Origin of the sequence: Halorientalis marina (genome assembly GCF_023028345.1) — an archaeon.
In the GTDB taxonomy this organism is placed as follows: Archaea; Halobacteriota; Halobacteria; order Halobacteriales; family Haloarculaceae; genus Halorientalis; species Halorientalis marina.
Window position 1 is genome coordinate 349,748 of the sequence record NZ_CP095488.1, and the last position, 26,633, is coordinate 376,380.

The 26,633-nt window shown below is 57.7% G+C and carries 26 protein-coding genes and 3 pseudogenes; 11 read left to right on the plus strand and 18 right to left on the minus strand.

Annotated features, from left to right (window positions below):
* Entirely contained in the window at positions 1-894 is an 894-nt protein-coding gene (locus tag MUG96_RS20700) for a SipW-dependent-type signal peptide-containing protein (protein ID WP_246989045.1), read from the minus strand.
* Positions 895-1,196: 302 nt separating this feature from the next.
* Between MUG96_RS20700 and MUG96_RS20705 the strand changes: the two genes are divergently transcribed.
* A complete protein-coding gene (locus MUG96_RS20705) occupies positions 1,197-1,730 on the plus strand; it encodes a DUF7344 domain-containing protein (RefSeq protein WP_246989047.1) in 534 nt (177 codons plus the stop codon).
* Between the two features lie 105 nt (positions 1,731-1,835).
* Positions 1,836-2,459: a DUF7344 domain-containing protein gene (locus MUG96_RS20710; RefSeq protein WP_246989049.1), complete on the plus strand. Its 624-nt coding sequence runs from the start codon at positions 1,836-1,838 to the stop codon at positions 2,457-2,459.
* Positions 2,460-2,550: 91 nt separating this feature from the next.
* Here the strand turns inward: MUG96_RS20710 and MUG96_RS20715 are convergent, their stop codons facing one another.
* The 6 genes and pseudogenes from MUG96_RS20715 to MUG96_RS20740 all read right to left on the minus strand — a co-directional run bounded on the left by MUG96_RS20715 (position 2,551) and on the right by MUG96_RS20740 (position 10,501).
* The gene (locus MUG96_RS20715; protein WP_246989051.1) at positions 2,551-2,805 is read right to left on the minus strand and encodes a Sec-independent protein translocase subunit TatA/TatB; all 255 of its coding nucleotides are present in this window, start codon (positions 2,803-2,805) and stop codon (positions 2,551-2,553) included.
* Positions 2,806-3,399: 594 nt separating this feature from the next.
* Positions 3,400-3,906 carry a PIN domain-containing protein gene (locus MUG96_RS20720; protein ID WP_246989053.1) on the minus strand — a complete coding sequence of 169 codons (507 nt, stop codon included), beginning with the start codon at positions 3,904-3,906 and terminating at the stop codon, positions 3,400-3,402.
* A complete protein-coding gene (locus MUG96_RS20725) occupies positions 3,903-4,271 on the minus strand; it encodes a UPF0175 family protein (protein ID WP_246989055.1) in 369 nt (122 codons plus the stop codon). The genes MUG96_RS20720 and MUG96_RS20725 overlap by 4 nt, the downstream gene beginning before the upstream one ends.
* 285 nt (positions 4,272-4,556) lie before the next feature.
* A pseudogene (locus MUG96_RS20730) lies at positions 4,557-6,232 on the minus strand (transposase).
* 213 nt (positions 6,233-6,445) lie between these two features.
* The gene (locus tag MUG96_RS20735) at positions 6,446-7,819 is read right to left on the minus strand and encodes an FG-GAP repeat protein (protein WP_256465449.1); all 1,374 of its coding nucleotides are present in this window, start codon (positions 7,817-7,819) and stop codon (positions 6,446-6,448) included.
* Between the two features lie 150 nt (positions 7,820-7,969).
* Positions 7,970-10,501: a hypothetical protein gene (locus tag MUG96_RS20740; protein WP_246989059.1), complete on the minus strand. Its 2,532-nt coding sequence runs from the start codon at positions 10,499-10,501 to the stop codon at positions 7,970-7,972.
* Positions 10,502-10,980: 479 nt separating this feature from the next.
* Here MUG96_RS20740 and MUG96_RS20745 point away from each other — a divergent pair, with 479 nt between their 5' ends.
* Positions 10,981-11,259: a ribbon-helix-helix domain-containing protein gene (locus MUG96_RS20745; RefSeq protein ID WP_246989061.1), complete on the plus strand. Its 279-nt coding sequence runs from the start codon at positions 10,981-10,983 to the stop codon at positions 11,257-11,259.
* A complete protein-coding gene (locus MUG96_RS20750) occupies positions 11,252-11,536 on the plus strand; it encodes a type II toxin-antitoxin system RelE family toxin (protein WP_246989063.1) in 285 nt (94 codons plus the stop codon). The genes MUG96_RS20745 and MUG96_RS20750 overlap by 8 nt, the downstream gene beginning before the upstream one ends.
* Before the next feature lie 259 nt (positions 11,537-11,795).
* Here MUG96_RS20750 and MUG96_RS20755 read toward each other — a convergent pair.
* The 5 genes and pseudogenes from MUG96_RS20755 to dps form a co-directional block, all read right to left on the minus strand.
* Positions 11,796-13,430: pseudogene (locus MUG96_RS20755) on the minus strand (transposase).
* 121 nt (positions 13,431-13,551) lie between these two features.
* Positions 13,552-13,701 (minus strand): DUF7563 family protein, encoded by a 150-nt coding sequence (locus tag MUG96_RS24430; protein WP_443984571.1) that lies wholly within the window; start codon positions 13,699-13,701, stop codon positions 13,552-13,554.
* Positions 13,702-13,719: 18 nt separating this feature from the next.
* Positions 13,720-14,205 carry a thiol-disulfide oxidoreductase DCC family protein gene (locus MUG96_RS20760; RefSeq protein ID WP_246989065.1) on the minus strand — a complete coding sequence of 162 codons (486 nt, stop codon included), beginning with the start codon at positions 14,203-14,205 and terminating at the stop codon, positions 13,720-13,722.
* 7 nt (positions 14,206-14,212) lie between these two features.
* A complete protein-coding gene (locus MUG96_RS20765) occupies positions 14,213-14,596 on the minus strand; it encodes a 2Fe-2S iron-sulfur cluster-binding protein (RefSeq protein WP_246989067.1) in 384 nt (127 codons plus the stop codon).
* Positions 14,597-14,643: 47 nt separating this feature from the next.
* Positions 14,644-15,303 (minus strand): DNA protection during starvation protein, encoded by a 660-nt coding sequence (gene dps, locus MUG96_RS20770; protein WP_246989069.1) that lies wholly within the window; start codon positions 15,301-15,303, stop codon positions 14,644-14,646.
* 129 nt (positions 15,304-15,432) lie between these two features.
* On the opposite strand from dps, the gene MUG96_RS20775 reads away from it, so the two are divergent.
* Entirely contained in the window at positions 15,433-16,182 is a 750-nt protein-coding gene (locus MUG96_RS20775; RefSeq protein ID WP_246989439.1) for a helix-turn-helix domain-containing protein, read from the plus strand.
* A 153-nt stretch (positions 16,183-16,335) separates the two neighbouring features.
* Here MUG96_RS20775 and MUG96_RS20780 read toward each other — a convergent pair whose 3' ends face one another.
* From MUG96_RS20780 to MUG96_RS20790, 3 genes are read right to left on the minus strand one after another with little or no spacing between them, the layout of a single operon-like run.
* A complete protein-coding gene (locus MUG96_RS20780) occupies positions 16,336-17,391 on the minus strand; it encodes an ABC transporter ATP-binding protein (protein WP_246989071.1) in 1,056 nt (351 codons plus the stop codon).
* Positions 17,388-18,203 carry a molybdate ABC transporter permease subunit gene (locus MUG96_RS20785; protein ID WP_246989073.1) on the minus strand — a complete coding sequence of 272 codons (816 nt, stop codon included), beginning with the start codon at positions 18,201-18,203 and terminating at the stop codon, positions 17,388-17,390. Before MUG96_RS20785 ends, MUG96_RS20780 begins: the two co-directional genes overlap by 4 nt.
* Positions 18,204-19,217: an extracellular solute-binding protein gene (locus tag MUG96_RS20790; protein WP_246989075.1), complete on the minus strand. Its 1,014-nt coding sequence runs from the start codon at positions 19,215-19,217 to the stop codon at positions 18,204-18,206. It abuts the gene before it with no gap.
* A gap of 63 nt (positions 19,218-19,280) precedes the next feature.
* On the opposite strand from MUG96_RS20790, the gene MUG96_RS20795 reads away from it, so the two are divergent.
* From MUG96_RS20795 to MUG96_RS20820, 6 genes and pseudogenes are all read left to right on the plus strand, one after another.
* On the plus strand, positions 19,281-19,706 hold the full coding sequence (locus tag MUG96_RS20795) for a Tfx family DNA-binding protein (RefSeq protein WP_246989077.1): 426 nt from the start codon (positions 19,281-19,283) through the stop codon (positions 19,704-19,706).
* Between the two features lie 2 nt (positions 19,707-19,708).
* Positions 19,709-19,891 (plus strand): annotated as a pseudogene (locus MUG96_RS20800) (transposase); the annotation flags it as partial.
* 643 nt (positions 19,892-20,534) lie between these two features.
* Positions 20,535-20,855, plus strand: coding sequence for a hypothetical protein (locus MUG96_RS20805; RefSeq protein ID WP_246989080.1), 321 nt, complete (start codon positions 20,535-20,537; stop codon positions 20,853-20,855).
* A gap of 5 nt (positions 20,856-20,860) precedes the next feature.
* Positions 20,861-21,730, plus strand: coding sequence for an FAD:protein FMN transferase (locus MUG96_RS20810; protein ID WP_246989082.1), 870 nt, complete (start codon positions 20,861-20,863; stop codon positions 21,728-21,730).
* Positions 21,714-22,001: a hypothetical protein gene (locus MUG96_RS20815; protein ID WP_373222128.1), complete on the plus strand. Its 288-nt coding sequence runs from the start codon at positions 21,714-21,716 to the stop codon at positions 21,999-22,001. Before MUG96_RS20810 ends, MUG96_RS20815 begins: the two co-directional genes overlap by 17 nt.
* Positions 22,001-22,543 carry a DUF8596 domain-containing protein gene (locus MUG96_RS20820; RefSeq protein WP_246989084.1) on the plus strand — a complete coding sequence of 181 codons (543 nt, stop codon included), beginning with the start codon at positions 22,001-22,003 and terminating at the stop codon, positions 22,541-22,543. Before MUG96_RS20815 ends, MUG96_RS20820 begins: the two co-directional genes overlap by 1 nt.
* Here the strand turns inward: MUG96_RS20820 and MUG96_RS20825 are convergent.
* The 3 genes from MUG96_RS20825 to MUG96_RS20835 all read right to left on the minus strand — a co-directional run bounded on the left by MUG96_RS20825 (position 22,540) and on the right by MUG96_RS20835 (position 26,416).
* Positions 22,540-23,061, minus strand: coding sequence for a winged helix-turn-helix transcriptional regulator (locus MUG96_RS20825; protein ID WP_246989085.1), 522 nt, complete (start codon positions 23,059-23,061; stop codon positions 22,540-22,542). The genes MUG96_RS20820 and MUG96_RS20825 overlap by 4 nt on opposite strands.
* A 3-nt stretch (positions 23,062-23,064) precedes the next feature.
* Positions 23,065-23,241: a hypothetical protein gene (locus MUG96_RS24320; protein WP_236044526.1), complete on the minus strand. Its 177-nt coding sequence runs from the start codon at positions 23,239-23,241 to the stop codon at positions 23,065-23,067.
* Positions 23,242-23,695: 454 nt separating this feature from the next.
* Entirely contained in the window at positions 23,696-26,416 is a 2,721-nt protein-coding gene (locus tag MUG96_RS20835) for a cation-translocating P-type ATPase (RefSeq protein WP_246989086.1), read from the minus strand.
* Positions 26,417-26,633: the final 217 nt, after the last annotated feature.

Here is a 26,633-nt window from a genome sequence, read left to right on the forward strand (position 1 = left end):
TTATGGGGAGGTCCCGTTGGTCTGGTTCCCGCTCACGTTGTTCGCGAACGGGGTGTCGTTGTTCCGGACCTGTTCGGTCTTGAACACGAGGTCGAAGGCGACGCTGTCTCCCTGCACCACGTTGCCGACTTCGTAGGGCAACTCGAGGAGGAGACAGAACTCGTAGACGTCGGCGTCGTTGTCGGCGTCGCCGACGACCGCCAGCTCGCCAGCGTCGTCTTTGATCATGTAGCCGCCATTTGCCACGTCGAGAATGTCGTTGGCCTCACGCGCAGTGGTGTGGTGTTGGTCAGCATCGACGACACCGTCGAGGTCGGGCTCGCCGTATGCGAGCGGGATGATGTCGCTGTTGTTGTTGAACACCGGGTCGAGAACGTTGAGGTCGGATTTCATCCCGGTGCCGTCGGTGGCACCGTTGTACTCCTGCCAGACGGTCGTCAAGAGGAACTCGCCCAGGTCGGCGTCGTTGTCGGCGTCGCCCTCCGCGTCCTGTTCGGGTTCGGGGTTGGCGCCGCCAGCTTCGGCGAAGTTCTCCGTGCACACCTGCACGTAGCCGGGGTTGTCGCCGACTTCGATCTCGAAGCAGATGATGCCCCAGTCGCCGGGCTTGATGTCGTCGATTTGCAGACCCATCACCGCGTCCTCGCTATCGGCGACGACGGATAGGTCGAGTCCGCCCTCGTTCACCCAGTACTCGTTAGCGGCCACCAGGTTCGCGGTGACGCTCATGTCGAGGGTCCCCGCGGTGAGGCTGTTATCCGAGAAGGATTCGGTGTCGCTGAAGAACGCGGAAGTACCGAGACCTGCGCCCACGGAGGCAAGGCCCACGGCACCGAGACCGGCGAGCATTTTGCGGCGAGAGAGGTCGTACAGTTTCGGGTTGTCGTCTGTCATGATTGGTTCCACCCCGGCCCGGTCGCATCCCATCGAGGACCGACCGGGTCGGGTTACCTCCCTCCAGGCGGGATGGGGTTTTACTTATGCAGTGATTCAGCCGTTTCGAGCCCTCAAACAGCTGTCCGTACGGTCTCGATACCGGTTTCGACCCCCCGGAATATGGCGACCGTATCGCTCCCAGCCGGCCGCGTAGTCGGGTCGTACCGCTCTGTCCGGACACCGTACCGTCTCGTAACAGGTCGCTGTCGTCTCGGTACGCCGACTATACGTATTATCCCGGCGCACGTCACTGGAAGCTAATGTTCCCGCACGCATCGATCCCAGAGTCGGACGTCCACCACCTGTTGAGCAACGCGCGCCGGCGCGAGACGCTGACGGCACTCTGGCGTCGCCCCGAGGAGACGACCCTGCGGGAGCTGTCGGAACTGATCGCGGCCGGCGAGGCCGGCGTCACGCCCGCGCCGCGCCCCTTGCGCGAGAGCGTCTACAATGCCCTCAACCAGACACATCTCCCGAAACTCCACGAGTTCGGCCTCATCGAGTACGATCCGGACCGGAAGCTCGTCCGACCCCGCCCTGAGAGCCACCACCTCCACCGATATATGGACACTGTCAACGGCCTCGGCGTCACCTGGGGAGAGTACTACCGCGCGTTGGGCATCGGAGGACTCTTTTCCGTCGTTGTGTCACTGGCGGAGGTACCCGGCTTCGACGCGGTCGATCCGCTCGTGTTGGCCAGCGGTTCGCTGGCGCTGTTCGCGGTCTCGACGGGTTATCAACTCCTGAACGGTCGCGGACGCCGCCTGCGTGGTCGCCTCCGTTCCCGCGAGTGATCGTAAAGGCAAAACGAGCACGAAGTACGCTATATTTATAATCATGGTGACCATTGGGATGCTAAGGGTGGGTTAATGACAAGTACGCGCGCAACAGAGACAGCAGTGACCGACGAGAACTCGTTGTCGACGGATTCGATTTTCGAGACCTTGAGCAACAGACGTCGGCGGTACACGCTCCACTATCTGAAACAGACCGGCAAGCCGGTCTCGATACGCGACCTCTCCGAACAGCTCGCCGCCTGGGAGAACGCCGTCGAACGCGAGCAGGTCAAACCCAAAGAGCGCAAGCGGCTGTACACCGCCTTGCACCAGACCCATCTACCCAAGATGGACCAGTTGGGCGCCGTGGAGTACGACAGTGACCGCAGCGTCATAGCGCTGACAGAGACCATCGACCAGTTCGACATCTACTTCGATCTGGTCGCCGCCGACGACATCCACTGGAGCCAGTTCTACCTCGCTCTGGGCGGCGTAGCGACCGCAATCGTGGCCACCGCGACGCTGGGAATCCAACCGTTCGCCAGCCTAAGTGGCTTCGGGTACGCCCTCGGAGTCGCGGTGCTGTTCACCGCTGTGGCGGGCTATCACACGTTCCGGGACCGACGCCGGGTCATAGGCTCGGCCAACACGCCCCCGGAGACGACGTTTTCACCACCGGAGGCAGTGGCGACACCCGCCGGCACCGACACCGCCGCGGATGCGGCCACGGACGCGCTGGACGACTGAACCCCGCTCTCCGGTGTCCCACGGCCCGACCGCGCCGCTCGTCGTTACTGATCGTCAGAAACGTCCGAAGTTTCTCGCCGTTTCGTCGTTTTCAGGCCGCTTCGGCTGTCTTGGTGGGGTCAGTCGCGGTTTCGTCGTCGTCGGCCTCCTCCTCCTCGGTTGCGGCCGCTTCGCTGAGTTCCCTTTCGATCTCCTTGCGCCCCTTCTTGAACTCCCCGAGCGCCTGACCCGAGGATCGCGCCAGCGCGGGCAGCTTGTTGGCACCGAACAGCAACACTGCGATGCCGAGGATGATGAGCAGTTCCGGTCCACCGGGGATCCCCACGAACAGTTGGATCGTGTCCATAACTGTACCTGGGCGGCTTAGGGCATCAGTATGACAGCCGTACGTGTCAACCGGTCATCTGTTCGGTCGCGTCTACGCGAACTCGAACAGCTGATCCGGATTTTGCGGGCCCTTGTTGCACTCATATTGACGCCCGAGCGCGATGCAGAAAGGACATCGCTTATCGGCTCATATGAGCTTCATTCGAGCGGATCTCGCCAGATCTGGGTTCAGTTGTTGTCATCAGTGGCCTCGAAGGTCCCACCCCAGTCGGGGACCTCGTTCGGGTTGACCTGTCGAACCGAGTGGAGGAACTCTTGACCACCCAGGAGACATCGTCTGCCATCAGGCGTTCTTTGAGCCGGTTATCGACGTACTGGGACAAGTTGTACAGAACGGTCGCGATCACCGGCCATGCCCGGTGGCTGAGACAGAGTGCCCCAATAGGCGTTGCTCAATCGTGCAACAACGTCCCCAAAATACGAATCAACTGATGATTTCTCCGGAATAGCCCTATCCCGGTCATACCATATGCATTAAGACTGCTAGTCTCAACTAATTTCGGTCCTTGGAAGTTGAGACTACACAGGTTGAGGAGGGTGCAGCATGCGTAGCTCACCGGTATTCCGAGATCGACCGATACGGAACGTAGTACCCAATTTCATCGATCCAGGTCGACAGCCACTCGTCAGCGGTCGGTTCGTCGATCTTTTCAGCATCAATAGCAGCCAAAAGTACACCGACTGATCCGACGACGGCTACGCCCTGTTCTTTCGCAAATGACCGGGCGTCATCGTCGTCTGTCAGTAGTCGACCGTCGTGTGCGTCGGCGAGGGCGAATGCTTGTGCTTCCCCTGGATCGAGATGCTCACCGACAACGGTTTCTCTGTTTGCGACGGTATCCGAGATTGTCACGACTGGGATTTCGTCGTCAAGCGTATCGAGTGCTGACTGGAGATATGGGTGGTTATCAACGCCGCGTTTGAGCTCCTCACGAACGACTGGTACCGTACAGATTCCAGAGAGGTCAGCAACTACCCACAGCTGATCGATGTACGCAAAATTCGAGAGAACAGTCGTGTTCAAGACGCTCGGGTTCGCTGGGAGATTGTTACCTGTCATTTAGCACGGGACTCCTCATCAGACGAGTCCTCATCATCGAATTCGAGTTCGCGTGCTGCCTCCGCTTCGTAGGCCGCATCCTCCTCGTCCGCGAGCCCGAGCCGGAGTTCAACGCCGTGCTCACGGAGAATATCCCGCATCGTCCAGCGGTCGACATCAGCGAGTCTCGCAGCATCACCGAGCGTAATTCGTTCACGTTCGTAGAGGGCGACTGCAGCAGCGATGCGTTCGTTTTCGTGGTCCTCGAAGTACTCACGCACGAACTCTCGCAACGCATCGCTCTTTCCCCCGAACACACCAGCCTCGACAGCACCCTCGATGAGCAGGTCGAGATCGTCTGGATAAGAGCCGGTGATTCGTGCCATTGTTCTATCCCAAACCACGTCTTCATACTATTTATGAACTGCGCCAGACTGCCATATGCATTGAGACGACCAGTCTCAACTTCTGGACCGGTGTGGAAGTTGAGACTACAGCGGGTATAGCGGGCCTGTAATGCGCGGTATCGCCCGAATCGATGAGCAGGATCTGCGTTAGATTGCTGTCTAAACGGCCGTTCTTGTTTTGCAGGCAACTATTCTAGCGGATTTCCAAGACTCCGGATAGTGTCGCCACTCAGACGACGCGCTCTCACGGAGAGAGTTTCGTTACTATCCGATTCCCGTGTCCTTCTTCACCAGTGTCAGCGTATTATCGGCCGTCACAATGGGCGAATGCTCGTATTCACCGGTCAACTGCACCTGTACCAGCAGGTCCACAGCCCGCCAAATCGAGTACAGGAGACAGGCGAACGCAAAGTAGAAGAACCGCAGCCCGAAGTGCTTCGAGGTCGTCGCGCCCATGAATCGTTTAATCGACTTGTAGCCGCTCTCAATCTCCCACCGATACCCGTACTCAGTAAGGAGCCCGCTATTTCGATTCGTCATGAACACCGAATACTGCTGATGATCGGTGTGTTCGGAGTTCTCTTTCCGTCGGTAGATCAGCGTCGTCGAGTGCCACTCGTTGTCGCCGAGATGTAGTTTTCGATCAGTCTCGTAGCGGTCCTTCCCCCGCTTGAGAAGTCGTTTCGCCTGCGCTTTTTCGCTGGTCTGCATCCGCTTCGGCACGACGTAGGACATCCCGCGCTGGCTGAGCATCTCTAGGATGTGCTGGCTGTCGAACTCTCTATCCATCAGCACATTATCGACGTGAACGAGGGCCTCTGCCGAGTCCAAGAGGTCCGCGACGATCTCTTTGCGTGTGTCGCCTTTGCGTACCGGCCGGGCGTCCAGCACAATCGGGACAGCGTTCCCGACTAACTGAACTGTCGCCCACTGGTAGGCGTACTCGTCGGTTTTCTCCTTCTCCCGATAATCTCGTCTTCGTGCCCAGTTCGGTCCCCAGTGAAAGGATCGTCCTCGGTGATGTCAATAGCGACAATGCCAGCTCGGAAGAACTGCTCAGTCTCTGCGACACGATGCAAGAGTCGGCCGACTGCCTGTCGATACATCTCCCGCATTTGTTCGATGGAGAGGTCGCGTATATGCTCCCGATGGGCGTGGCCGAGTGGTGTCCGCTCTCGATTGGATTCGTGGATGAAGCTTCGAGCGCCCTCATTGACGGCGAGGTTCTCTCGAAGCCCGAGATACGTCTGGAGATCCCAGTAGGCGTTCTCGTGGATCTCGCAGCCCTCGCCTCGGTCCAGTGAGAACGCAGGGAACGCAACATCACTGACTCGCTCAGTAACTGTCTGTACCTGTTTCAGGATGGTCTGGTCGTCAGGGTCCGAGTCCGTATGCTCGTCACCGTGTCTGCGGCTCTGTCGTTCTGGCTCGCGCGGGACTGTGACGCCCGCGTTTTGGGCTTTGATGAGGATCGTTCGCGCTGCCGTCTCGACGGTATCTTGGAGTTCAGTAGTGAACCGCTGGTGCCAGCTGCGCCACAGTGTGGACTGATCGGGCACCGAGTTTAGCCCGATCTGTTCGCAGAGATCGGGATGCTTGGTGAGGTATTCGACGAGGGCGGTTTCGTGGTCCCAGCCATGGCATTCTTTCAACAGGAACAGGCGAAACAGTGTCTCCATCTCGTAGCTCGTTGAGCCTGCGTACCGGTCGTGGGCATCGAATTGGACGTATGCCAGCGGCACTGCGTGGACGAATGGTTCGACGGCCTCGTGATCGTCGTGCTGGAACCATGGTTCCGCAACGAGCCGAACATCCGCTTCCAGCGCTGGGAGGGATGAGCGATCGAATAGCGGGCTCGACTCGTTGGTGGGCCAGTCGGCGTAGGATCGCTGAGCAATCTCCCGGAAGACAGTACTGCGAGACTCACGTGTCGGGGCCACGGCGGGATGGTGGCGGCGACACGCTCAAGTATTCGTCCAACTGCTCAGTACAGAGGGTAGATACAGCAGTCTGCCACCGTTGAATTCACGTCAAGATTCGCGAACTAACCGCCCGGTGAATCTGTGCATTGACTGGTTGATATTGATCGATGTGTGGTGAGTGGAGAGTGGTGACTACATACGAGGGACACTTCGTGTGGGTTTCAGATCGGGTTACTGGGGTGACTCGAACGCGTATGCTGCACCACTATCGTCGCCGTTCGGCTCACTTTCTCCATCGGCACTGATGACGGCAGTCGTACCATCACTAGAGATCCCGATCGATGTGCCGAACTTATCATCCTCCCCTGCATTGTCCGGTGTGAGCTTAGCCTGTTGGCTCCAACCATCAGTTGCATCTGTATAGACGTACGCTGCACCCGTGAATTCGGCTTGGAGTGATGTCCCAACAATCGCGGTCGTACCGTCTCCGGAAATCCCAGCAGCACTCCCGAACTCCTCACCTTGACCACCGTCGTCTGGTATGAGCTTGGCTTCTTGCTCCCAGGAACCGTTCGTTCTCGAGAATATGTACGCTGACCCCGATCTCTCACCATTCGGTGTCGTATCGCTTGGAATAGTAACGATGGCTTTCGTTCCGTTGTCTGTCATTTCAACAACGCCCCCAAACTCTTCCCATGCTTCGCCATCGTCAGCTGTGAGTTTCGCCTGTTGTGTCCAGGAGTCGCCTGAACGCGAAAACACAAATACCGATCCAGCGTTCACTCCGTTGGCATTCGTATCGGAATTGGCACCGATGATTGCAGTCGTACCATCACTCGATGTCCCGACTGAGTCGCCGAAATTGCTCACGTCCTCGGGCTGGAGTTTCGCCTGTTGGCTCCATGAATCACCGGAACGGGTAAACATGTACGTGGATCCGGCGCCGTCATTGTCCGAACTACTGGCGTTGGACGCACCAACGACGGCAATCGAACCGTCACCGGCTATCGAAACCGCACTACCAAACGCGTCATCGTCTTCGCTGTCGTTCGCTACGAGTTTCGTCTGTTGGTTCCAGGAATCACCTGATTTCGAAAACACATATACTGTGCCCGAACGCTCCCCGTCGGGGTTTCTATTCGCATGAGCACCGATAAGAGCGGTCGTGCCGTCGTCCGTAATCGAGACTGAGCTACCGAACCTATCAGCGACCCGCCCGTCATCGGCTGTAAGCTTCGCTTGTTGGGCCCACGAACCGCTCGAACGTGTAAACACATACACTGACCCCGACTCGGTTCCGTTTGGATCGTCATCATGGAACGCGCTGACGACAGCTGTCCCACCGGAAGCGGAGACTGAGACCGACCAGCCCAGGAGATCGCCTGGATCACCATCGCTGGCAGTCATCTTCCCGGTTTGTTCGAAAATAGGGGATTCTGATTGGCCTGGTTCGGTCGGTGCCTCTGTCGAATTCGGTTCGTCTGTTTGAAATGGCGAATCACTGTCATAACCGTTCCCATCGGAGCCACTACACCCGGCGAGTGCAGCAACACTACTGGCCCCAAATAGTTGTACGAACCGACGACGTGTCGGATATTGTTTCATATAGACGGACCACCTGCTGTTATCAAAAAGATTGTGAAATCCTGTATTATCATTACAGAATAGAAGAGAATGTGGCAATGAGACTATATTAATTGCACAATCTTTGTAAAGTAGAGCAAACTGATTTTTATCATTAGAGTGTAAAAAACTTTATCCGTCGTTGTCCCTACGTCGGAGCCACCCAGCTATAACGGCAAGCGTACCAGCGACGCCGGCTGCTCCTGCTGCTATCATTCCACCAGATCCGTCAGAGTTCGATCGTTCACCAGTGTCGTCAGTTGTAGTGGTCGATACCTGTGTGGCATTTTTGTTTGCGGCTTCGTTTGCGGGTGCCAGGGAGCTATCGTCGCCATTTTCGGACACTGTGGCACGGAAGACATGTTCATCTCCGGGTTGGATACGACCAGTATACTGGTCAGCGAGAACCGTTTTGTCAGGGGTTGTCACCTGGGCGTCTATTGTGTACCCACCCTCACTCTCGCCCGTCAAAACTACCGTGTACTCTCCTGTCGGAGCGGCATATCGGATTCGTCGTTCTTCAGCCTCGGTGGCAGTGTCACTGACGTGCTCTGCCTGACCACGGGTCAGTTCAGCGCCATCGGGACATTCGACGGTGATACTGGCTGGCGACTGGATCTCGAACTGTGCTATCCGTTGGAACAGGGACTCGAATAATGAGGTTAACTCGGCGTTGAGACCTGCCGCGAGGAACTTCCCTGCGTCGACATCTGGAGATCTTGGTAATGTGAGAATACGCTGGTAGCCCAGCGACGAGTTCGCCGTTATTCGACTACCACTCGTATCAAATCCGATAAAGCTCATTTTGTCTGGATACGCACTGGCTTCATTATTTGGATCATAGACATGAACGAGGATTCCAGAATCGCTCTCTTCGTAATCGTATGCAAGAACCGCATGTCCGCTACTCTGGAAACTGTTTCCGAGTGCGACTGGAATTGTTTCTCCAGCATCAATCGCTTCTTGTATTCGCTCGACCTGTCTCTGGTAATCAATAGGGGCGATTTCACTTGGTAACCGAAGCACCCGTGTGGACCACCAGAAATCAAAATCAAAATACTGTTGATTATGATACTGATCAATGCTGGTTCCGACAGCGCTGTACATGCCGGTCGGTTTCTCGATTTCACTTGCAGATGTAGCGTCGGCCGGGATAGATTCAGATTGATTATAAAACTCTCGAGCAGTGTAAATCATCCCAACACAGTGCCCGTTGGCCGCAGTTCCTTGGTTGACCGAGTGGTACAGGTCGGTCCCGATTGATTTCGCTATCTTGTCTGAAACATCAAATTCATCAACATTCTGAACCCACTGTCTAACGATCGCTGCTGACTCGTCTTGAGTCACGCTGTCGTGATTGTGGCGTGGTTCAAACGATGCTGTTTGTGGATCTGTCTTCCAGTTTTTGAATCCAAACCCGTTGGTAGCCGGTCGAAAGCTTTGGACTGAACCAAGTTTGAATACGCCCGCTGGAAGGGGGCCTCCAAGTATGAGACCTCCATCTTCGGTTTCGTGTATCTCAGTTTTCGGATTGGGAAGATCATCTCCTTCATACTCCGTATAGATCTCGTTCCAAAGGATATCTCCCCCAGAATTAACGGCCACCATGCGAGTCCCAATAGTGTATTCCTCACCATCAATCTCATCGTAATCTCCAGCTGCAACGTAGTGGCCCGCCGAAACTCGGATAATATCATGAAAGCTGAAATCTTCATATTCGTCTGCCGGTTCGGACATATCGATAGTTGGATTAAGAACGTGATGCCAGAGAACTCCCTCCTCAGAAACCCGTGCGATGAATCCGGTCCGTTCATCTTGGCCACCATATGAACTGTCGCTGGTTTCTATGTAGCCACAAACAATCCCCCCAGCAGCGTTCGGCAGGGACGCAATGCCTGTCGCATGAGTGTTCACATCTTCAATTCTGAACGACGTCTCCCACGTTTGTTCTTGATTGGTAACAGCACTGATCCACCCTGTTCGAACGTCATTATACGCACCCGGTCTTCTAGCATCCGTTAATTCCGTTTCGTATTCATGTCCCGCTACGAGAAAACCATCATCTTTGAGAGCGATATCTTTGATATACCGCTGCTCCCCGAGGGTGTATCTGCCTCTGATATCGAGTTCCGCTCCAAATCGGGCGACCCTGGCAGAGTGTTCTGCGGACACTTCACTTTCCGTCCCACCGACCAGTATCGTTCCATCAGTGTCGGGTTTCATAACGTGCGCTTGGTCCCACTCTGTGGTTTGCAACCGCTGTCCCTCGTCGTTAATCACGAGTATTCCACCGGGCCATCCTGTGCCTGACGGGATACCCAGAAGGATCTGATCGGATGCTACCCAATGCGCAGAACGGAGTGTTAAATTTTCTCCGATGGGGTAAGTATTGGTCCAGACAAGCGACCCCTGTGAATTCAACTTGGCAGCCCACGGTGTCCCACTATTACTGTTTTCAGCTGAGACTCCCGCAAGGATAATCGAACCGTCTGGATTCGTCGTGATCGATTCAACCCATTTTGTATCGCCGTCGATGTCTGGTGTGTAATTCCACACGACGTCTAATGGCGTAGGTGAAACCTCTTGTTCTACAGTTACTGTAGGTGAAGAGACACTACTGACTCGACTTGGGATGGCAGCTATCCCCAGCAGTGATCCTGACATTGAAAGTAATTGCCGTCGGCGCAAGGTTACTCATGAATTTTACAAGAGATATAATAAAAGCAGCCATATACTATATTTCTAAGACTCATCTCCAATATTGTTTGGCAAGTGGTTATTTGACTCTGTTGTAATTTTTGAGGGAGACCTCACCAGCGGTAGCTGATGATACCGTCTCTGTCGGGAGTGTCGACAATAACGGCTACGCGCTCTCTTCATAAGCGCATACCACAGCACCAATCATCATAATCAGTGCTCTGCTCCGGTACTCGTAATCACGATCAATCGGTGGCTTTGGCACTCATGTGATTCCTTATTAACCACGGTGCTGACTATGCGCCCTGTGCTAAACGATTCGACCTGGCATCCTGACCGATGCGCATCCACACTGAGCAGCTGAGATATTATTCTAGAAGTCACTTCGGCCCACTGCTGGTGTGCTGTGCGTAACGGTTATTACCACACAAATTCAACACAGAAATATGGCAGAAGCTGAATCCCCTGAGAAGACCACGGTCAATATCCGGATGACGGAGACGTTCCTCACCGATGTTGACGGGACGTGGAAAGAGGAAGGATACAATAGCCGGAGCGAGTTCATTCGTGACATCCTTCGCGATGCGATCAAGCATCCCGATTTCAATCGGGCGGATCTGAAGGCGATGCTCGCGAGCGAAGTCGACATTCAGGAGGAAAACACGCGAACGAGCGACGACGTGAAGACGGAGCACGGACTGGCCGGCAACAGCGACGATGAGTGACGAGTGGGACTGGGAGTTCACCGATACAGCAGACCGCCAGTTCGACGGCCTCGACGAATACGCACAAGATCGAATCAGTTCCAAACTGGACGAGATCGTCACGGATCAGTGGCGTAACCCGATGGATTATCTCGAACCACTCGAGGGAGCGCCACACCAGAAGCTGCGAATCGGCCCGTTTCGCCTCGGCTGTCGTGCTGCTCGGAGTGAGCAGGTCCTCTACGTGCTTACGATCACCAAGCGCGGTGGCGACGCCTACCGCGGCGACGACGACTAACTGTCTCTGAGATTCCTCGACGACGATCCATATGCATTGAGACGACCGGCCTCAACTACTGTGAGGATTGGAAGTTGAGACTACAGCGGGATTAGCGGGGCTGTGATGCGTGGTTTCGGCCGAATCGATGACCAGAAACTGATTCAGATCGCTTTCTGGCCGGACGTTATAGTTGGATAGTCAACTCATCCGGGATGTTTCCGAGACCGCGGGTAGTGTAGCCACTCAGACATCGCGCTACCACGGTTAGATATCTTCGCTATCCGATGCCGGTTTCCTTCTTCAACAGCGTAAGCGTGTTGTCGGCCGTTACGATCGGCGAATGTTCATACTCACCGGTCAATTCGACCTGCACGAGCAAATCAACCGCTCGCCAGATCGAGTACAGGAGACACGCGAACGCGAAGTAGAAGAACCGCAGGCCGAAATGCTTCGACGTCGTCGCGCCCATGAACCGTTTGATCGATTTGTAGCCGCTCTCGATTTCCCACCGGTAGCCGTACTCCGTGAGGTGCCCACTCCCGCAATTCGTCATGAACACCGAGTACTGCCGGTGATCGTCGTGCTCGGAGTCTTCATTCCGGCGGTAGACCAGCGTCGTTTCGTGCCACTCGTTCTTGCCCAGATGGAGCTTCCGGTCGGTTTCATACCGCTCCTGGTCACGCTGGAGCAATCGCTTCGCCTGAGCTCTCTCGCTGGTCTGCATCCGCTTGGGAACAACGTAGGAAAGCCCACGTTGGCTGATCATCTCCAAGACGTGCTGACTATCGAACTCCCGATCCATCGGCACGTTATCCACGTGAACGAGGTTCTCGGCGGAGTCGAGTAGGTCTTTGACGATTTCCTTACGTGACTCACCCCGTCGGACTGGCCGAGCGTCAAGCACGAGCGGAACAACGTTCCGGACCAACTGAACTGTCGCCCACTGGTAGGCATACTCGTCGGTCTGTTCTTGCGTCCCGATTATCTCGTCCTCGTGGCCCGTTCTATCGCCTGTGAAGGGATCGGCTTCAGTGATGTCGATGGCAATGATACCTGCACGGAAGAACTCCTCCGTCTCTGCGACCTCGTCAATGAGGTGTCGGATCGCCTGTCGATACATCTCTCGAATCTGCTGGAGAGGGAGATCGCGAATGTGGTCGCGGTGGGCGTGTCCGAGTGGTGTTCGATCCCGCGTTGACTCATGAATGAAGCTGCGAGCACCCTCGTTAGCGGCCAACCTCTCACGAAGGCCCAGGTACGTCTGTAAGTCCCAGTAGGCGTTCTCGTGGATCTCACAGCCGTTGTCGCGATCCAGTGAGAACGCTGGGAATACAACGGTGCTGACGCGGTCAGTGACGGTCTCGGCCTGCTCTAATACGGTCTGGTCCTCGAGGTCTGATTTCGGACTCTCGTTATCATGTCTGTGGCTCTGTCGTTCTGGCTCATGCGGAACAGAGGCACCCGCGTTTTGGGCTTTGATGAGGTTCGTTCGAGCTGCTGTCTCAACGGTGTCTTGGAGATCGGCCGTGAACCGATGGTGCCAGCTACGCCACAGTGTCGACTGATTCGGAACCGACTCCAAACCGAGTTGATCACGGAGATCGGGGTGCTGGGTGAGGGATTCGACGAGGGCAGTATCGTGGTCCCAGTCATGACATTTTTTCAGCAGGAATAAACGAAATAGTGTCTCAATCTTGTAGCTCGCTGAGCCTGCATATCGGTCGTGGGCATCGAACTTGACGTACGACAGTGGAAGTGTGGCGACGAACGGTTCGACTGCTTCGTGCGCCTCTTATTGGAACCAGGTGTCCGCGACGACACGAACGTCTGCTTCTACTGCGGCGAGTGATGAGCGGTCGAACATGGGCGTGGATTCGTACGCGGGCCAGTCGATGTAGGATTCCTGGGTGATCTGGCGGAATACAGTGCGGCGAGATTTACATGTCGGGGCCGCGTCGACAGACTGATCACGATACGGTCAAGTATTCGTCCAATTGCTCGATACAGTACTGAGACTGGATACGAATGCTAATCTAACGCTCGGGCCGTCGCTCACGCGTCACCTCACCGATCCCAGCATTCGCGGAACAGCTGGGACAGGCATATACACGTCCGTTTTTGTCACCGAACACTCGCGCAAACTGCTCGGAAACGTGTTCGTCACAGGTTTCACAGACTGGCATATCCTGTGTCCTCCAGGGCTATTGGGATCTTCCAGTCCTGTGGGTCCGTCGAGCGTTTGCTGCGAGCGTCTGATACTCGGCAGCAGCAGCGGCAGTGAGCGAACGCGTCCCGTCGTGATCGGCTGGCTCCCGCTTCGCACCGGCGACGCCCCGCACCGCGTCACCGACGCGCTCGAAGTTGTCCGCGACGATATCCTGGACGAGCGTCGGGATCCCAGCACGGTCACACAGTTCGCCTGCAGCGGCCGGGCCGATCCACAGCCGGTCCGCCCTTCCGTCGACAAGTACCAGCGTGAACGGGGGATCGTCGAACTGGGCCGCGAGGATCTGCTGTGCAGCGTCGTTGTTCCACTCGACGACGCCAATTTCGGGGAGTTGTCGGAGTGCCGTCGCTGCTGCCGAACAGAACGGACACTCCCCATCGAAAATGAGGACTGCCTCGTAGGCTGGCTCTGCGTGATCTGTGTCGACCGTTTCAGTCGACTGTGTATCATTCGTACTCATGATCTGTCTACGAATCCAATTTCGAGTTGCCGGGTGGCCGGTCGTTGGCCGCCCTGAACTCCAGAAAGTCGTCGTACTGGTCGACGACGACGGTCGTGTCGGTTCGTGGCTTCGCAGTGCAGGGCAGGATGTAGCCGGCCTCGTCGTCCTCGTCGTAGTACCGACGCGCGTTCGGGTGGACAACGTCGCCGTCGACGAGGCGGGCGGCGCAGGTGGTACACCAGCCCTGCTGGCAGTCGGCCGGCAGCCACACACCCGCCGAACGCGCGGCCGCGAGGATCGTCTCGTCCGCCCCGACTTTGAGATCGTACGTCTCACCAGCCTCGTCCAGCGACGAGTCCTCGGGAACGACGATCGTGACGGTCCACGTTTCGTTCGACGATTGTGTCATGACAGGGGAGTAGGGGAAGGTGGGGTTGGGAGCGCCGACGACTGGAATCAGGCCGAATCGTTGAACCGGTTGTTCGTCGAGTAGGGCGCGTCGCCCGGTTCGCCGCGGGCGAAGTGGCCGGCCGGGTTGATCTCGTCGTCCCGTTCCTTGCTCAGTAGTTCGATGAACCAGGCCTCGTGGTCCATCTCCTCGTTGAGGATCCGCTGGGCCATGTCGTAGGTGCGCGGGTCAGCACCGCGAGTCATGTCACAGATCTCGCTCCAGGTCCGGATGGCACACCGCTCTGCCTCCAGCAGCACCTCCAGAATGTCCTCGACCTCCAAATCGGACGTGTCGAACCCGCCGCTGTCATCCATCGGCGTCGGCACTTCGGCGTCCGGACAGGACGCGCGATCCGCGAAGTCACGGATGTCGTTCGGGAGCGATCCCTCCAGTTCGTAGATCCGGGGCACGACCAGCTCGAAATGGGCCCGATCTTCGAGGCGGGCGTCCTCGGTGATTTCCTTGTAGTCCTCTTCACCAGCGAGGTGCATCCGGAGGTTCGTGTAGTAATAGTACGTCGTGAACTCCGCTCCGATGGCGTCGATCAGTTTCTCGCGGAGTTCCTCGGGGTCGACACCACGCTCGCGAATCACTTCGGCCCCGACTCGTTTGCTCGTGTCACCTGGTTCTACCGAACCGCTGCCGTGTTCTTTCTCATCGGACATCGCATTCCTACGTACTCCGGGGGTAGCAATCAGCTTTGGTTTAGCAATAACCAACTATCTGTGTCAAATAGTTATTAGAGTCCGAAGCGCCGGTATTTTTGTCTTGGCAGTGTTTAGCTTTAGATGGAAATGAGTGGAGAGGCTGTGAGGGTCGACGAGACTCGAGAGTTCGAATTCGTCCTCCAATTCGAGTCGGGGGCCGACGAGCTGATGGACGTCTTCCGGCAGTACGAGAGCCTCTCGCTGTGGTCATCTGCAATCTTCGTAAACGACGACCATATGTGGCGACTCGATCACGCGAAGGGGACCGATGAAGCACTGAGGGCGTTCGACGCGGTGTTTCTAGACGAGACGCGCTGTAACGAGTGTTTCGACGTCGACAACTGCGATACAGAACGGTCGTATCAGGTCCTCGATCGTCGAGAGACGAGCCGGACGATCTACACGCTCCGTCGCGAGATCAAGAAATGTCACTCACTCCCACATTTCGTCCTCGATCACGTCCGGAAGGGGACGGTGTTCGAATCCCGCCGCGTCGGCGACGAGTACCGCTGGCGCGTTCTCTTTCCCGGTGACTACCCTATCGGCGATGTATACGACACGATGGAATCGCATCTTCACGAGGGAGTGTCACTCTCGGTATCGCATATCACCAGTGCCGGCAATTGGAACGCCACCGAGCGGATCGCCACGGACTTCTCGCCGGAGCACTGGCAAGTGTTGAAAGCCGCAGTCACGCATGGCTACTACGAACGGCCGCGGGAAGTGTCCGTCTCCGATCTGGCGTCAATACTCGACGAACCCCGTTCGACGGTCCAGTATCGGCTTCGGACTGCCGAGGACCGCATTGTGTCGCAGTTTGTAGAGCAGACACTCTAGCTGGGGCTATCGAAGGAAGGTAGTTCCATATGCATCGAGAACGCCGGTCTCAACTTCCATGAGGATGGGGTAATTGAGACCGGTCGTTTCAATGCATATGGTTCTCTCTACGGATGCCTGCCAGGCGCGAATCAGTGAGTATTCGGCTCGAAACTATTCACGCCCCGGGATCAAATGTATCGAATCTTGTGGAATCCGTACTTGTACCTCTGAGCCATTCTCAAGCGCCAGTCGTTCGAACGTCGGCGGACGAACGTTCGCCGTGAGAGTGATCGATCCCGCCTCAATCTCGATATCGATTCGGTATTCGCTCCCCTCATTCAACCAGCGAGCAACTGTTCCTGTGACCGTATTTTCCGTTCGGTCACCGTCGGCAATGTATGGGGCTTCGATTTCTACCCGCGATGGATGAATACAGACCGTCACCGTCGACGTATGGATATCCGACGCGGTCGTCTGGAACTGGATATCACCAAACTGAACCGTTGTTCCGTCTGTTGTTTGGTTGATCACCGTCGCATCAAAGAGGTTCTCGTTCCCGGTAAAGCGGGCGACGAATCGGCTCGTCGGTCGAGTGAGCACAGTCGACGGCGGGCCTACTTGTTCGAGGTCACCATCGCGAACGATAGCGATTCGATCACCGAGTGCCGTTGCCGTCCGCTGGTCATGCGTGACGTAGAGAATCGGAATTTCGAGCGATTCGAACAGACTGTGCAGTTCATCTCGAAGCCGTTTCCGAATCGGCGCGTCGAGACTCGACAACGGCTCATCGAGGAGTAGCACGTCCGGGTCAGTCGCCAACGTTCGTGCGAGTGCCACTCGTTGTCGTTCTCCACCGGAGAGGGTCGGAGGCTTTCTATCGAGCACGTCCTCTAATTCGAGAAGCGTCGCAAGCTCATCCACGCGCTCGCTGGCTGTGGCCGCGTATTCGATGTTTTTCCGGGCGGTCATGTGTGGGAAGAGCGCTCCCTCCTGGAAGACCATCCCCACGTGTCGATCTTCGAGTGGTAAGCCAACCAGTTCTCGCCCATCGAGCTGAATCGATCCCGAATTGGGGCTGTTGATCCCGGCGATTAGCGAGAGGAGCGTTGTCTTCCCGCTGCCGGACGGTCCTAGGACGGCAAGCACTTCATCCTCGACCGTCAGGTCCACCGAGCCGAAGTCGAACTGGCCGTAGGCTTTGCGAAGTCGAGAGAGTTCGAGTGTCATTCCCATGGGTTCGAGGCGACGGTATTGAGAATCAACAGGGCCGCGGCAGCGATCAGTACTAACAGTATCGCCACCGGATAGGCGTTGTCCAAGCCGAGTTCGATAAACGCCACCCAGATCTGGACCGGCATCGTCCGGGGATAGTACGCCAGCATCATCGTCGCGCCGAACTCACCGATCGCTCTTGCGAAGGCAAGCGTTATGCCAGCAAGAATCCCTGGACCTGCAAGGGGCAGCGTCACATTACGGGCGGTCGTCCATCGACCCTTTCCGAGCGAGCGAGAGGCATATTCGAGCGTCTGATCGACGCTTTCGAACGCTGCTTTCGCGGTGACGACCACGAACGGCGACGCGACGAATGTCTGGGCCAGTACCACCCCAGCGAGCGACCGTGTGAGTGGGAACCCGGCAGCAATCGCGGCTTCACCGAGCGGCGAGCTGGGGCCGAAGACAGTGAGCAACACGATTCCGCCGACCGTCGGGGGGAGCACCAAGGGGAGGACCACGGCTGCGAGGACTATCTTCGTTACAGCCCCGTCGGTGCGTGCGAGCCAGTACGCGAGCGGCAAGCCGAACAGGGTGGCGGTGACTGTGCTAATCGACGCCGACAGAAGCGACGTCGTCGCCGAATCTACGACGGTCGGATTGTTCATCCGAGCAAGAATCTCTCCGGCCGGTACCGAGAGAAACAGCGAGACTAGTGGCACCACATAATACAGGAGTAGCACGCCCCCGAGGACGAGCGCAACGCTGAGCCAGTCGAACCCGAACGTGCCCGTTCCCGATCGCTTCGAGTGTGAACCTGTCGCCATTCAAATCAGGACAGTGATGTCCGAGACCGTCGACGATAGCTCTCTGTGGGGTCCGCCGATTTGGGATTGAGTCCCGCCGGATTGGTCGGTTGCCTGTCTGATACTCTGGGGCACGTCGCCCGTATAGGCGGGAAATTGATCGCGCAGCAGGAATCCGTACTCTTCGAGATAACTCCCGGTCGTATGGACGTCGAACACGGAAACGGCAGCGTCGCTCATGTGCCGAATGGTCGAGCCGTAACTGATGAGCCCGCCCTGGATTTCCTGGCCGCTCGGCAGTGTGTACGAGGTCGTTGAGTACCAATCCTCGGCATACTGTGGATTACTCAGATTGATCTGGTCCGGCAACTCGATGTACTCGTAATCGCGTTGGACGGCCATGTTGCGGTAGGCGATTGCAGCGTCGATGGAACCAGTCTCGAATTGACTGATCAACGATGTTTCGGGATAGATCTGATCCTGTTGGAGGATCTGTTCTCTGAGACTCGATACGTCGTCGTAGTAGCGTGAGGCGAGTTCGAGCATGAAGAGTGCACGATATCCAAGCGGGTCTTGGTCGGGGTCGGTTCGTCCGATGTTCACGTTCCCGTGGACCATTGGTTCGTACCAACTCTCGGTTCCGGCATCGGTCAGACGGTCCCCGCCATCTGTGTCCGGATTGTACGCGATGACGACCGAATTGCTGGTAAACACGGAGTGCCACGACGGTGAGAGTGGCTCTTCAAAGAGCGCCACGTCGGCGACTGAGACGATATCGGGATCGCGTTGCCCTTCATCGATCATCCGAGCGACGGTTGCAGAGCCGTGTGCCTCGATCTCAACTGGGACATCCACAGCAGGCTTGAGTCCGTTAGCTAGTGCGTTCTGGAGGCTGCCAGCTGCGAGGATGGCAACCGTCGTCGGTTGGCTACGATCTCGACTGCTCCCACTTGTACAGCCTGCAATACCAGCGACGGCCGCCGTGCCAGCAGTCAGGAGAAATCGTCGTCGCGCAGTAGGAGATCCATCAGTCATCCATGCGAGATAGAGAAACGTTTGAGAGAAAAGCTTATCTCAAACACATCTATTTGACTCTATATGACCTCTGCAGAATCGACGACATTGACTGAGCGGCAGGTGGAAGTGCTCGAACTCCGAGAGCAAGGGCAAACACAGCAGGAAGTTGCGGACCGGCTGGGGACAACCGACTCGAATATCAGTGCTATCGAACGAGCGGCAGAACAGAACATCGAAAAAGCTCGTCGAACATTAGAACTCGTCCGGACGATTCGGTCGCCGATCCAGTTTTCTGTCTCTCCGGGGACAAGTTTTGATAAGTTAGTTGCCAGCGTCTATTCACACGCAGACGAAGCTGGTATCAAAATCGCTTACTGTCGTCCAGAACTCTATACCCATCTCTATGGGGTTCTCGAAGAGTGTACGAACCAGAACGAACTGAAGACGACTATTGATGTCGGAATTACTAACGAAGGCGAGGTGAGGGTTTTCACCGAGGATTTCTGAGTGTGGCGTCGGCTCGTAATTCTCAGCGAACTGTTTTTCGACGTATCGCTCAGCGTTCGTACGCTAAGTGGCCCGTGTACGACTCGCCACCGCTGTACGATCGGACCTCGCTCGCTGGGCTGGAATCGGACGTACGTGTCGTATCAGAAACCTGGTTTGACCACGACGAACACGACTCGATAGATCCATCTATCGAATCCTCGTACAACCCCGAATCATTCCGTACGCAGAGCAAACAGGGGATCCCCAGTAGTGCCAGCTGCTCGATAACGAAGTCACATACATACTCAGAATCCACCTCGCGCTGTAACCGACCCCTCCCTACTTCGCTCGGTCTTGCGACCTCGCTCGTTGAGGGAGGGGCTTTGATGTGGGACTCGCCCTCAGTTGTCGCCGGGAAGGAAGGTCGTTCCTCACCCGTACCGAACGACCTTCGGGGTCGGCGCCCCCACCATTCAGGGGCCGGGCTACTGCGGCCCGTGATACCGGCGACGTGTGCGACGGTATCACTGACTACTGATACGGTGGCCCCCGAAAAAACCCCTTCGGATAGCGAGTCTATCAGCGACAACACCGATGTTCGTTTCCCACCGTGTCGGCTTCCTCTCCGGCCTACTCGCTTCGTGCTTCCGACCAGTCGGAAGCCCTCGCTTCTTGAGGCCGGAGGCTCCGCCTCGGAAAATGCTGAACCGATTCGATAGCTGTACGAAAATTCGATGGTTGGACGCGAACGCCTTACTAAGGCTGTCTCAACCCTCTATCTGCAATGGCAGAACGCAACGACCGACACGTCGAAGATAGTGGTCCTGAACCGGGGGGTAGCTAATTATGCGCGTTCCCGCCCCGAAAAACAAACTCGTCGCCTTCACGCTCGTCGGTGCGCTCCTCACAGCTGGTGTCGCCGGGGCCCTTGCGCTGCCCGGTGGCGGCCTCGCGCAGGCTGGCGAGCAACCTAACTCACCAGATACGCCCGCGTCAGACGCCTCACAACAGGTTACTGCGGATGCGCCGACGCCGAATCAGGAGTTCACCCCAGCAGTCCAGACACGGTCCGGATACGAGGACGGAGAACACGAGGAGTATGAAGAGGACGACGAGGAAGAATACGAAAAGGAGCACGAGGACGAAGAACACGAAGAGGACGAGTGACCGAGATGATGGGATCGCTCGCATCGGTCTACGAACGGTTCGGGGACACCTACCGCGAGTTCGAGTGTTGTGACACGATGTTTCGGATTCAGGCGACGGGCGTTCGGGCCGAGGCTGGGGCAACTGCGGCCCGAAAAACGGCTGAATCACTCGAAGCCCAGCTGAACGCCTTCGATGCGGCGAGTGCCGTCAGCCAGCTCAACCGTGAAGGAGAAGTCAGGAACGAACACGTTGCCCGAATCGTTCGCCGTGGAATCGAATACAACGACCGGACCGGTGGGGTGTTCGATATTCACCAGGGACGCGTCGAACAAGGCCTCAAAACGTTCTTGCGTGGTGACAGTGAGACACCACCAACGGAGTTTGATACCGGAACTGTCCGAACCAGCGGATCTCACATCACGACCGACGTCGAACTCGACCTGAATGGCCTCGCCAAAGGATACATCGTGGATCGAACCGCCGAGACGCTCACGGGACTCGGCCGATGCGGGTTCGTCAGTGGTGGAGGGGATATGTCTCCACCGGCGGGACCGGTCGCCATCGAGAGCCCATACGGTGACGACACACCGCTGAAGGTCCTCGACACGGACTGGTACGTCGCAACATCCGGCGGATACCGACGGTCGCGAAACGGTACTGACCACGTCTACGATCCGACCACCGAATCGCTCGGCTCTCGCCATGAATCGGTCACCGTCGTGGCGCGCCGAGACTGTATGGAAGCCGACGCCCTGGCGACGACTCTCGCGGCACTCCCACTTGCCAAGGCAAGCGAATTAGCATCGGAGTGGGAGGGTCTGGAGGCGCTCATCATCCACGATGGTGTCTTTCATACGACAGATGGCTTTGAGACACATGTCCTGGACACATAAGCAACGAATCACCGTCGTGGCGATGGTCGTCTTAGTGGTGGCTGTCCCTGCTCTTTGGCAGATCGGAGACGTGCGTGCCGCCCAAGCGACCGAACAAAAACAAAGCGACCTCGTCGACCAGACCGTTTCGACGCGACAGGCCCCAGCCGATTACGATGGTGACGGCATCAACGACTCCGCGGATAAGTGTCCGACACGACCGGAAAGGAAGAACGGGTTCCGGGACGCTGACGGCTGTCCCGATGTCGTCGAAACGACGGGGGCATCGTGATGGCACAGCTCGTCTGGCTCCTCGACCGAGGTGCCGCACTCGTGACGTATCCGGCGTTGTATCTGGCAGTTCTCACGGGAATCCTCTACAACACGGAGTCGTTTGGAATGCTCCACGAGGCCGCTCAACGAATCCATATCGAACTCTCCGTGTTCGCGATGATCGTCACGTTGCTACATGCGGGACTCGGTGTACTTGATGCGTGGTTCGTCGTCACCGGACAGGTTCCAGCGCCGGCATACTCGATGCCGTACTTTCTCGGCGGCGTCGCCGTAGGTGCGGGGGCACTGCTCATGCTCGTCGTCGCGGTGCTTGGCTTTACTGACGCAAAACGCTTCCATCGCCCCTGGGGCCCACGCGTCGTCCACTCATTCGCATATGCTGGGTTCGCCTTCGGGACAATTCACGCGGCCGCAATCGGGACTGATCTGACGGGACTCATCCGTCCTCTGCTGGGACCCTCAGTGGCGTTTCTCGTGTACGTGCTCCTGTTGCGTCTGTTGGTGCTTCGAGGGATTCCGTCGAACACGACTCCGGGTTAGTAGCTGTCCCAAAGGCCTAGGATACGGTCGACGACTTTGTCTGTGAACGAGCGCCGGTGAACCGTGTAGAGGTAGTTGACGCGATCGGGATCTCTGACTTCGTAGACGACACTTCGGCCGTCGCGTTCTTTCGTGACGAGGTCAGCCTCGGCGAGCTTCGAAAGATGCCACGAGACGGTCGATTGCGCCTTGTCGAGGCGGTCGCTGAGTTCGGTTGTCGAGAGCGGACCGTCCGTGAGAAGATGTGCGAGGATGCGGCGACTGTATTCCCGGCGCAGCGCGTTCATCACTGTTCGATCGGCTTCGTCGAACTCGGCAGCCGGATAGTACCGCGTGTACTTGCCGTCGTCCGAGACGTCGATCAGGTCCTCATCGGCGAGCCACCTGAGCTGGTACTGGAGCGTCCCTTGTGCGTACTCAAGATCGTCGAGGAGCGCGCGAAAGTGAATTCCGGGCGTCCCGGCTATCCGCTGGTAGATTTCCCGCCGAGAGGCCAATTCGAGATCCGAGTCCGACATTGCTCAGTCCCGCGTCAAAGCGACGAAAAACGCCAGGAGGCCACCGAGGATCAGGATTGCACTCCCGTGTTCGAGTAATTCCAGCGTCGCGTACGGGAAGTACGGGAGCAGCGGGTACTCGAGAAACACGATGAGTCCGTAGACGGCGAACATCGCGTACCCGAGCGTAACGATCCACATACGACGATCACGTTCCCGGCGCCATGCGAGGAAGCTGAGTACACTCAGGCCTGCAGCGAGGACGAAGATACCCAGACTAACGTATTGTTCGAGGAGTTGAGCGAGTGGCATACGTTGTACCTGTACACACGGCCGGTGCGACGTGCTCGGCGATCGATACAATTCAATCGAAGGGAGTAGCGGGGAAAACGATTGGCGTTCAACCGTCGAATCCAATCTTATGCATTGAGATGACCGGCCTCAACCAATGGTTCGCTACATTTCTCTTCGAGGAGTTCAGTAGACGCTCAATACTGGCCTCCAAGCAAGAGACCCGACTCTTCAGGTGAGAATACCCATTGTTCCCACGGGGGTTCGTTGTTTGTAACAGCGTGGTCACGTGACTGCGCGCCCTGTGTTCAGCATATTTCGTGAACCGGCCCTTTTTTGAAACACGGAGGTGACACGCCGCGGTCTATTCGAATAGCCGGTTATTCAGCGCCGAGAGGCCCACGTTGAGCAGCAGGAACACGACGAATCCGACAGCAATCCACCCCCATTCCGTGAGGGAGAGGGGAACGACCTCGAAGAAGGTATGCAGTGGTGTGTACAGAACTGCGAGCTGGACGAGGAGTGAGACGCCGATCGCACCGACGAGCCAGGGGTTCGAGCGCAGCGTCTGGTCGTACCGCGAGCGGATGACCTGAATGCGGATCAGCTCGACGACCACGATAAACGTAAACAGGAGCGACTGGGCGCGGAGAAGCGATCCCGTGTGGTCGAGCCCGTAGAAGAACACACCCAACCCGGTCACAGCCAACAGCACGGCGATGGTCAGTATCGACACGAGAACGCGCGTGTTGATTACCCCCTCGTCAGTGGGGCGTGGGGGGCGATCCATGAGTCCGTCCCCGTGCGGGTCAGCGCCCAGCGCGAGCGCGGGCAGCGTGTCCGCGACGAGGTTGATCCAGAGGATCAGGATCGGCGTCAGAATCAGCGCCTGGGACGTCCCGGAGAACAGCCCGGGAAAGAGGAAACTCCCGAGTAACACGCCGAGAAACACCACCAGTACCTCGCCGGTGTTGGTCGAGACGAGATAGTTGACGAACTTGCGGACGTTCTCGAAGATACCCCGGCCTTCGCGAATAGCGTCGCGGATCGTGGCGAAGTTGTCGTCCTGCAGGATCATGTCGGATGCCTGTCGGGCGACGTCAGTGCCGCGCTGTCCCATCGCTACCCCGACGTCCGCCTGCGTGAGAGCCGGCGCGTCGTTGACGCCGTCGCCCGTCATCACGACGTTGTGGCCGTTGTCTTGGAGCGCGCCCAGGATGCGGGCCTTGTGCTCGGGCTCCACCCGGGCGAACACGTCGACGTCTTCGACCGTTCGCGCCAGTTCCTCGTCGGACTGTTCGGAGACCTCGCCGCCCGTGAGGGCACCAGCAGGGTCGAGTCCGATCTGCTCCCCGACGGCCTGCGCGGTAGTGAGATTATCCCCGGTCGCCAGCACCGTCCGGATGCCGGCCGACCGACAGTCCGCGATCGCTTCTTCGACCTCCGCTCTGGGCGGATCGAGCATCCCCTGCAGGCCCAGAAACACCATTCCGTCCTCGATCTGCGCCGCGTCAGCCGAGGCATCCGACACGGGCTTCGAGGCGAATCCCAGCACCCGGAGTGCGTCGGCTGCGAACGACTGCGTCCGGTCGAGGATCGCCTGGCGTTTCTTCTCGGTGAGCTCGGCCACCTCGCCGTCCTCCAGCACGGAGTCGCACCGGTCCAGGACAGTTTCGGGAGCCCCTTTCATGTAGGCCGTCGGCTCCTCGTCTTCGACGATTACGGTCATCCGCCGTCGCTCCGAGGAGAACTGGATCTCCCGAATCCGTTCTCCGGCGGGGTCGATAGCCGCGTCGTCCGCCGCTCGTCGGAGTGCGATTTCGGTCGGCTCACCGCGATACTCGCCGTCGGCCGTCCGTTCGACGTTGTTACAGACGCTTCCACATCGTAACAGCGGCGTCACGTCCGGATCGAACTCCCGGTGGCCGTTAGCAGCGACTCGCTGGTCGTCGTCTCCGCCCACCGGGGTCGCGCTGGACTCGGACAGATCGACGACGGACCCCGAAGCGGAGAGCCGTGTCACCGTCATACGGTTCTCCGTCACTGTGCCCGTCTTGTCGGTGACAATCGTATCGACCGAGCCCAGACTCTCGACGACGGGAAGCCGTCTGACCAGCGCATTCCGGTCGACCATTTCCCGTGCGCCGAGTGCCAGCGTGAACGTCACGACCGCGGGCAACCCCTCCGGGACGCCTGCGACGGCGAGAGTGATGCCGACGAGGACGATCGCTGTCGGTTCCGTCGTCGTGAACAGGAACTGGACGGCGACGACCAGAGCGATCAGCGACACCACGAGCCCACCGATTTGCTTGCCCAGATGTTCGACTTCGGTCTGAAACGGCGTTTGCCGGTCGTCGGCCTCGTCCAGCTGGGTAGCGATCCCACCGACTTCCGTTTCCATACCGGTCTCGACGACGACCGCCGTGCCGCGGCCTTTCACGACGGTCGTGTTCTTGTAGACCATACTGCTGCGCTCGGCAAGCGGCGTCTCCTCGGCGACAGGCTCGGTGTCTTTCGGGACGGGTGCGCTTTCGCCGGTGAGCGGCGACTCGTTCGTCCGTAACTCCTCGGCACTGAGGATTCTGGCGTCGGCCGGTACCGCGTCGCCCTGATCGAGATGGACGATGTCCCCGGGGACGACCTGTTCCGCGTCGATCGCCCGCTTCTCTCCGTCACGGAAAACGGTTGCTTCCGGGGTTGCGAGTTCACGGAGTGCCTCGATAGACCGGGTAGCCTGGTAATCCTGGACGAATCCGAACACGCCGTTAGCGACGATGATGATTGCAATGAACACCGCTTCGGCGTAACTCGGTTCACCGCCGGGAATGAGCCCGGTGCCCAGTGACAGGAGCGCCGCCACGGTGAGGAGATAGATGAGGGGATTCCGAAACTGCGAGAGGAGAAGCGCGAGGGGTGACGTCTGTTCGGCCTCCTGAATGTCGTTCGTGCCGTACTCCGACAGTCGTCGGTCCGCCTCGTCGGAGGACAGCCCGTCCCGCGCTGTCTCCAGCGCGGAGAGTGTCTCGTCTGTCGGTGTCGCGTGCCAGGGTTCAGATGGAGTCGTCTCCGGGTTAGAGGGGGTCATACTGGGAAGCTGGTTCGATCATGGCCGCCGGACGCCGAACGATTCGACTTCGAAGTTGGGCGCGTCCAGTATCCGGGACACGATAGCTTAAATGAAACCACAGATGACGGACTCAAAAGCCTCTCGAAGTCCGGTCATATTTGCAGCGGAATGTCCACGACAATGGCGGAGTGTGTGCCCCGTACCAGCGCCGATCTACCGTGCATCACGCCCGGTC

Bases quoted from the DNA above. Each gene is read 5' to 3' on its own strand.
- MUG96_RS20815 (WP_373222128.1), top strand. From the start codon at position 21,714: ATGTCCTGGACACATAAGCAACGAATCACCGTCGTGGCGATGGTCGTC.
- MUG96_RS20740 (WP_246989059.1), bottom strand. From the start codon at position 10,501: ATGTCAGGATCACTGCTGGGGATAGCTGCCATCCCAAGTCGAGTCAGT.
- MUG96_RS20795 (WP_246989077.1), top strand. From the start codon at position 19,281: ATGACCTCTGCAGAATCGACGACATTGACTGAGCGGCAGGTGGAAGTG.
- MUG96_RS20780 (WP_246989071.1), bottom strand. From the start codon at position 17,391: ATGACACTCGAACTCTCTCGACTTCGCAAAGCCTACGGCCAGTTCGAC.
- MUG96_RS20725 (WP_246989055.1), bottom strand. From the start codon at position 4,271: ATGGCACGAATCACCGGCTCTTATCCAGACGATCTCGACCTGCTCATC.
- MUG96_RS20835 (WP_246989086.1), bottom strand. From the start codon at position 26,416: ATGACCCCCTCTAACCCGGAGACGACTCCATCTGAACCCTGGCACGCG.
- MUG96_RS20745 (WP_246989061.1), top strand. From the start codon at position 10,981: ATGGCAGAAGCTGAATCCCCTGAGAAGACCACGGTCAATATCCGGATG.
- MUG96_RS20805 (WP_246989080.1), top strand. From the start codon at position 20,535: ATGCGCGTTCCCGCCCCGAAAAACAAACTCGTCGCCTTCACGCTCGTC.
- MUG96_RS20720 (WP_246989053.1), bottom strand. From the start codon at position 3,906: ATGACAGGTAACAATCTCCCAGCGAACCCGAGCGTCTTGAACACGACT.
- MUG96_RS20700 (WP_246989045.1), bottom strand. From the start codon at position 894: ATGACAGACGACAACCCGAAACTGTACGACCTCTCTCGCCGCAAAATG.
- MUG96_RS20765 (WP_246989067.1), bottom strand. From the start codon at position 14,596: ATGACACAATCGTCGAACGAAACGTGGACCGTCACGATCGTCGTTCCC.
- MUG96_RS20775 (WP_246989439.1), top strand. From the start codon at position 15,433: ATGAGTGGAGAGGCTGTGAGGGTCGACGAGACTCGAGAGTTCGAATTC.
- MUG96_RS24320 (WP_236044526.1), bottom strand. From the start codon at position 23,241: ATGTGGATCGTTACGCTCGGGTACGCGATGTTCGCCGTCTACGGACTC.
- MUG96_RS20750 (WP_246989063.1), top strand. From the start codon at position 11,252: ATGAGTGACGAGTGGGACTGGGAGTTCACCGATACAGCAGACCGCCAG.
- dps (WP_246989069.1), bottom strand. From the start codon at position 15,303: ATGTCCGATGAGAAAGAACACGGCAGCGGTTCGGTAGAACCAGGTGAC.
- MUG96_RS20715 (WP_246989051.1), bottom strand. From the start codon at position 2,805: ATGGACACGATCCAACTGTTCGTGGGGATCCCCGGTGGACCGGAACTG.
- MUG96_RS20785 (WP_246989073.1), bottom strand. From the start codon at position 18,203: ATGGCGACAGGTTCACACTCGAAGCGATCGGGAACGGGCACGTTCGGG.
- MUG96_RS20735 (WP_256465449.1), bottom strand. From the start codon at position 7,819: ATGAAACAATATCCGACACGTCGTCGGTTCGTACAACTATTTGGGGCC.
- MUG96_RS20825 (WP_246989085.1), bottom strand. From the start codon at position 23,061: ATGTCGGACTCGGATCTCGAATTGGCCTCTCGGCGGGAAATCTACCAG.
- MUG96_RS20810 (WP_246989082.1), top strand. From the start codon at position 20,861: ATGATGGGATCGCTCGCATCGGTCTACGAACGGTTCGGGGACACCTAC.
- MUG96_RS20820 (WP_246989084.1), top strand. From the start codon at position 22,001: ATGGCACAGCTCGTCTGGCTCCTCGACCGAGGTGCCGCACTCGTGACG.
- MUG96_RS20790 (WP_246989075.1), bottom strand. From the start codon at position 19,217: ATGACTGATGGATCTCCTACTGCGCGACGACGATTTCTCCTGACTGCT.
- MUG96_RS20705 (WP_246989047.1), top strand. From the start codon at position 1,197: ATGTTCCCGCACGCATCGATCCCAGAGTCGGACGTCCACCACCTGTTG.
- MUG96_RS20760 (WP_246989065.1), bottom strand. From the start codon at position 14,205: ATGAGTACGAATGATACACAGTCGACTGAAACGGTCGACACAGATCAC.
- MUG96_RS24430 (WP_443984571.1), bottom strand. From the start codon at position 13,701: ATGCCAGTCTGTGAAACCTGTGACGAACACGTTTCCGAGCAGTTTGCG.